6 protein-coding genes are annotated in these 5,291 nt (G+C 63.0%); 1 reads left to right on the top strand and 5 read right to left on the bottom strand.

From position 1 onward, the window contains the following. Nucleotides 1–80: 80 nt before the first annotated feature. From lnt to AC0SZ7_RS14725, 4 genes are read right to left on the bottom strand one after another with little or no spacing between them, the layout of a single operon-like run. Nucleotides 81–1,598 carry an apolipoprotein N-acyltransferase gene (gene lnt, locus AC0SZ7_RS14740; RefSeq protein WP_475505078.1) on the bottom strand — a complete coding sequence of 506 codons (1,518 nt, stop codon included), beginning with the start codon at nt 1,596–1,598 and terminating at the stop codon, nt 81–83. Between the two features lie 19 nt (nt 1,599–1,617). After that, nucleotides 1,618–2,457, bottom strand: a complete 840-nt coding sequence (locus tag AC0SZ7_RS14735; protein WP_027981094.1) for an HlyC/CorC family transporter — start codon at nt 2,455–2,457, stop codon at nt 1,618–1,620. Between the two features lie 40 nt (nt 2,458–2,497). After that, nucleotides 2,498–2,959: an rRNA maturation RNase YbeY gene (gene ybeY, locus AC0SZ7_RS14730; protein WP_475505077.1), complete on the bottom strand. Its 462-nt coding sequence runs from the start codon at nt 2,957–2,959 to the stop codon at nt 2,498–2,500. Then, nucleotides 2,952–3,947, bottom strand: coding sequence for a PhoH family protein (locus tag AC0SZ7_RS14725; RefSeq protein ID WP_475505076.1), 996 nt, complete (start codon nt 3,945–3,947; stop codon nt 2,952–2,954). Before AC0SZ7_RS14725 ends, ybeY begins: the two co-directional genes overlap by 8 nt. A 231-nt stretch (nt 3,948–4,178) precedes the next feature. Between AC0SZ7_RS14725 and AC0SZ7_RS14720 the strand changes: the two genes are divergently transcribed. After that, nucleotides 4,179–4,505: a DUF1820 family protein gene (locus tag AC0SZ7_RS14720; protein WP_008374706.1), complete on the top strand. Its 327-nt coding sequence runs from the start codon at nt 4,179–4,181 to the stop codon at nt 4,503–4,505. Nucleotides 4,506–4,515: 10 nt separating this feature from the next. Here the strand turns inward: AC0SZ7_RS14720 and AC0SZ7_RS14715 are convergent, their stop codons facing one another. Further along, entirely contained in the window at nt 4,516–5,064 is a 549-nt protein-coding gene (locus AC0SZ7_RS14715) for a tetratricopeptide repeat protein (RefSeq protein ID WP_475505075.1), read from the bottom strand. Nucleotides 5,065–5,291: the final 227 nt, after the last annotated feature.

The raw sequence follows: 5,291 nt of genomic DNA, 5'->3' as shown, positions 1-5,291 counted from the left end.
GGGGTTTTTTGGGGTTGTGTGTGCCCCGGGGTTTTTTTGCCCCAAAAAACCGCGCGCGGGCACGCCAGCTCCCACCCCAATCACACGGTCTTGGCGATGCGGCTGGCCAGCAGGGCCCAGCCGAACAGCACCAGGCACAGGATGATCAGCGGCCACGAACGCCACTGCAGGTACGGCGTCAGCTGGTGCATGGGCACTACGTTGCCGTACAGGATGCCTTTCTCGAACTGCGGTATCTGCTCGGTGATCTGCCCGTATGGGTTGATCAGCGCGGTGACGCCGTTGTTGGTGGCGCGGATCATCCAGCGGCCGGCCTCCAGCGCGCGCATCTGCGCCATTTGCAGGTGCTGCAGTGGGCCGATGGAGGTGCCGAACCAGGTGTCGTTGCTGATGGTCAGCAGCAGGTCTGCCTTGGCGGCTTCACCGGCGGCGAACTCCGGGTACACCACTTCATAGCAGATGAACGGCGCGATCTGGTAGCCCTTGGCCTGCAACAGCGCCTGGTCGGCCGGGCCGCGGGCGAAGTCCGACATGGGCAGGTCGAAGAAGGTGATCAGCCCGCGCAGCAGGTCCTGCAGCGGCACGTATTCGCCAAACGGTACCAACTTCTGCTTGAGGTAGGTGCCGTCACCCTGGCCTACCACGGTGATACCGTTGTAGTACTGGTTCTGGTGGCGCACCTGCTGGCGGATCGGCACCCCGGTGATCAGCGCCGAGCCATGGCTGCTGGCGAAGTTGCCCATCATGTCCAGGTAGCCCTGGGCATTGTCCATCAGGATGGGCACGGCGGTTTCCGGCCAGATGATCAGGTCAGTCTTTTTCGCCGTGAAGGTCATGTCGCGGTACAGCGCCAGCTGCGCATCCACCTGGGCCGGGTCCCACTTCATTTCCTGCTCGATATTGCCCTGCACCGCAGCCACGCTCAGGGGCTGGCCCAGGGGCTCGGTCCAGGCGTGGTGCTTGAGTGCCAGGCCCACGCCCCAGGGGGCGAGCAGCAGCACCAGGCCCGCCAGCAGGAAGGAGACGCGCTGGCGCAGGCGGTGCAGGTTGCACAGCAGCGCTGCAGTCAGCGCCAGCACGAAGGAAATCAGCCACATGCCGCCTACTGGCGCCAGGCCGGCCAACGGGCCGTCGAGCTGGCTGTAACCGGCGTACAGCCATGGGAAACCAGTCAGGAACCAGCCGCGGAAAGCCTCCTGGGCCACCCACAGGGCGCCGAACGCCAGGGCGTCCGCCAGTGGCGCTTCGTTGCGGCGCAGCCAGCGCGCCCACAGCCAGGTGGGCAGGGCGAAGAACAGCGCCACCGCAATGCTGAACAGCAGCATCAGGAAGCCGGCCAGCAGCACCGAGGCGCCGCCGAAGTTGTGAATGCTGACGTAGATCCAGCTGGTGCCGGCGCCAAACAGGCCGAAGCCGTAGGCCCAGCCACGCATGAAGGCCTGGCGCGGGCTTAGCCCGCGCAGGCCCAGGTACAGCAGCGCAAGCGACAACAGTGACAACGGCCAGATGTTGAACGGCGCCAGCGCCAGGGGAGTCAGGGCACCGGCCGCCACGGCCAGCAGGTTACCGGGCCAGCCGGGGCGGGTGATCCAGCGCATCTTGATCCTTAATGCGTTTTCAGCGGGAAATGGGGGTCAGGCGCAGCAAGTGTATCCGGCGGCTGTCGGCGTTGAGAATGCGGAAGCGGTAAGCACCTATTTCCGTGGTCTCGTTGCGTTTTGGCAGGTGGCCGAAGGCGCTCATCACCAGGCCGCCAACCGTGTCGAACTCGTCGTCGGAGAACTCGCTGTCGAAGAACTCGTTGAAGTTCTCGATGGGCGTCAGGGCCTTGATCAGGAAGTCGCCGCTGGGCAGGGGCTTGATGTAGCTGTCCTCTTCCACATCGTGCTCGTCCTCGATGTCGCCGACGATCTGTTCCAGCACGTCCTCGATCGTCACCAGGCCAGCCACGCCGCCGTATTCGTCGATGACGATGGCCATGTGGTTGTGGTTGGCGCGGAACTCGCGCAGCAGCACGTTCAGGCGCTTGGACTCGGGCACGAAGGTGGCCGGGCGCAGCAGGTCCTTGATGTTGAAGCTGTCGCCGTTCTCCTTGAGGATCAACGGCAGCAGGTCCTTGGCCAGCAGCACGCCGATCACGTCGTCGTGGCTGTCACCAATCACCGGGTAGCGGGAGTGGGCGGCGTCGATCACCGCGGGCAGGAATTCGCGAGGTGTCTGGGTCGACTTGATGCTGATCATCTGCGAGCGCGGGACCATGATGTCCCGTACCTGCAGGTCAGCCACCTGAATGGCGCCTTCGACGATGGTCAGCGCTTCGCTGTCGAGCAGCTTGTTCTGGTGGGCTTCGCGCAGCAGCTCCAGCAGCTCCTGGCGGTTTTTCGGCTCATGGGCAAAAGCCTGGGTGATTTTACCCAGCCATGACTTCTGCCCGTTGCTCGATCGATCTTCGCTCATGGCCCTTTTCTCGTGATCCTTGCTGTTTCGGTGGTGAATATTAGTGTTCATCGTCGTCTGCATAGGGGTCGGGATGACCCAGTTTGGCAAGCAACTCTCGTTCCAGAGCTTCCATCTCTTCGGCTTCCTCGTCCTCTTCATGGTCGAAACCAAGCAGGTGCAGGCAGCCGTGGATGACCAGGTGCGCCCAGTGCGCTTCCAGCGACTTGCCTTGTTCGGCCGCTTCGCGCTCCACCACGGCCACGCAGATCACCAGATCGCCCAGCAGGGGGATGTCGAGCATGTCGTCAGGCACGTCTGCCGGGAAGGATAAGACGTTGGTGGCGTAATCTTTATGACGGTAGGTGTGGTTCAGCTCGCGCCCTTCGGGCACGTCCACCAGGCGGATGGTCAGCTCCGAGTCACCCTTGCGCATGCCCAGCGCCGTCTCGCACCATTGCTGGAAGAGCGTTTCGCTGGGCACCGGGTCATTGGTGGCAACCTGCAGGTCCAGTTCAACCATTGCGGGTGTTGTCCTTCTCTACCGGCCGGGCATCGAAGCGCTCGTAGGCTTCGACGATGCGCTGCACCAGTGGATGGCGCACCACGTCCTTGGGCTTGAAATGGGTGAAACTGATACCCGGCACGCCGTCGAGCACGTCGATTACATGGGACAACCCCGACTTGGTGCCCTTGGGCAGGTCGACCTGGGTGATGTCGCCGGTGATCACGGCCGTGGAGCCGAAGCCGATACGGGTCAGGAACATCTTCATCTGCTCGACGGTAGTGTTCTGGCTTTCGTCGAGGATGATGAAGCTGTTGTTCAACGTACGACCACGCATGTAGGCCAATGGTGCGATTTCGATCACCTGGCGCTCGATGAGCTTGGCCACGTGTTCGAAGCCCAGCATCTCGTACAGCGCGTCGTAGAGCGGGCGCAGGTACGGGTCGATCTTCTGGGCCAGGTCGCCGGGCAGGAAGCCCAGCTTCTCGCCAGCTTCAACCGCCGGGCGGACCAGCAGGATGCGGCGCACCTGTTCGCGCTCCAGCGCGTCCACCGCGCAGGCCACGGCCAGGTAGGTCTTGCCGGTACCGGCAGGGCCGATGCCGAAGTTGATGTCGTTACCCAGGATTTCCTTCACGTAGCGCTGCTGGTTCAGCCCGCGCGGGCGAATCATGCCCTTGCGCGTGCGCAACGCCACCGGCACTTCGTTGGAAGAAGGGTTGTCCAGCTCTTCGATGGCCGACTCCTGCAGGTACAGGTGCACCAGGTCCGGGGACAGCTCGGTGGCCTTGGTCTCACGGTACAGGCGCCGCAGCAGGTGTTCGGCAGAGGTGGTGTGCGTGGGTTCGCCAATCAGCTCGAACTGATTGCCGCGGTTGCGGATCTCGATTTCCAGGCGTTGTTCGATCAGGCGCAGATGCTCGTCGAACTGCCCGCAGAGGTTGGCGAAGCGGCGAGCCTCGAAGGGCTCGAGGATGAAGCGATGAGGTTCTATGGGTGCGTTCAAGGTCGTTTTTAGCCGCCCGACGGCAGTTGAGTTGGATTCAAGGATAACCCCAGCAGGCCAACGGCGAAAGGCCCCAGATGTCCAGTGGTCATCTAACGCCCGCGCCTACCCCCGTGGTAGCCGCTTCGCCATCGGTCGGTTGTTCTGGGCGCAGGGTTCCTGGCATTGCCCGGCGGGCGCTTGTGCTATAGTTTTCGCCCTCTTTACCACCCCCACTGTTGCCCACCCAAGATGACCAAACGCGAAGCTCCAATCTACAAGGTGATTTTCCTCAACCAGGGCCAGGTGTTCGAGATGTACGCCAAGCAGATCTTCCAGAGCGATCTGTGGGGCTTCCTGGAAATCGAGGAATTCGTCTTTGGCGAGCGTACCCAGGTGGTCGTGGACCCTAGCGAAGAAAAACTCAAGGCCCAGTTCGAGGGCGTGGTACGCAGCTTCGTGCCCATGCATTCGATCGTGCGCATCGACGAAGTGGAACGCCTGGGCACGCCGAAAATCAGCGAAGCGCGCGGCGTGAGCAATGTCATGCCGTTCCCCATGCCGATGCCGGAGAAGTAAGCGCGCCAGCTCAGGGCAGGGGCGAGAAGGGCGAGCGGCCGTCGGCGGTCTGCAGTTCCAGCAGGTATTTGCGGAAAATCTGGCCCAGCACCTGGGTAGCCATCTCCAACTGGTCGCGCGGCATCTGCGCGGCTACCTCGTCGGCGGTGTCCAGGGCATCTTCCTGGCCATTGACCGCGGCCATCTTCAACACGATATAGGCCTGCACGTTGTTGGCGGCCACGCCTTCGCCGTGGAAGAACATCAAGCCCAGATGGTATTGCGCGTCGGCATGGCCTTGCAGCGAGGCCTGCTCGAAGTAATTGAGCGCCTGGTTCAGGTCGCGGGGTGTGGCGGTGCCGTCGTAGTAGAACTGACCCAGCTCGTATTGCGCCTGCGCATCACCGGATTTGGCGGCAGCCTGGCAGCTGGCCAGGGCCTGGGGCAGATCCTGCGGCTGAGTGTTGAGGGTGCAGCGACCCATCGCCGGAATCAACAGCGAGTTGCCGCCTGCGGATGCCAGCAGGGGCTGAAGGAGCAACAGGCAGCCCAGGGCAAGGGCGCGGCCGGTGCGGTTCATGGGGATCGACTTACCTCAACAGGATGCGGGCGGACCCGGCCAGAACAAGGACTGGTGGCACATTATGAAATAAGCCGGGCCGTCCTTACAAAGTCTTTACTCGTTTTTCTGCTCTGTGGGTAGGGATTGGGTAAAAGTAACAGCTGGGACGCTGTGTGGGAGCTGGGGTGGCCCCGCGCGTTTGAGGGGCGGCTCGCGAGCGGGGCCCCCCCCCGCCCCAACACCCG

It is taken from the genome of Pseudomonas sp. JC1203 (assembly GCF_056175065.1).
The sequence above is the reverse complement of the archived record's forward strand: the minus strand, read 5'-3'. Positions and strand labels throughout refer to the sequence as shown.

What these genes read in the sequence shown, in the direction of transcription:
- AC0SZ7_RS14720 (WP_008374706.1), top strand. Translation starts at nt 4,179, where the DNA reads ATGACCAAACGCGAAGCTCCAATCTACAAGGTGATTTTCCTCAACCAG.
- lnt (WP_475505078.1), bottom strand. Translation starts at nt 1,598, where the DNA reads ATGCGCTGGATCACCCGCCCCGGCTGGCCCGGTAACCTGCTGGCCGTG.
- AC0SZ7_RS14715 (WP_475505075.1), bottom strand. Translation starts at nt 5,064, where the DNA reads ATGAACCGCACCGGCCGCGCCCTTGCCCTGGGCTGCCTGTTGCTCCTT.
- AC0SZ7_RS14735 (WP_027981094.1), bottom strand. Translation starts at nt 2,457, where the DNA reads ATGAGCGAAGATCGATCGAGCAACGGGCAGAAGTCATGGCTGGGTAAA.
- ybeY (WP_475505077.1), bottom strand. Translation starts at nt 2,959, where the DNA reads ATGGTTGAACTGGACCTGCAGGTTGCCACCAATGACCCGGTGCCCAGC.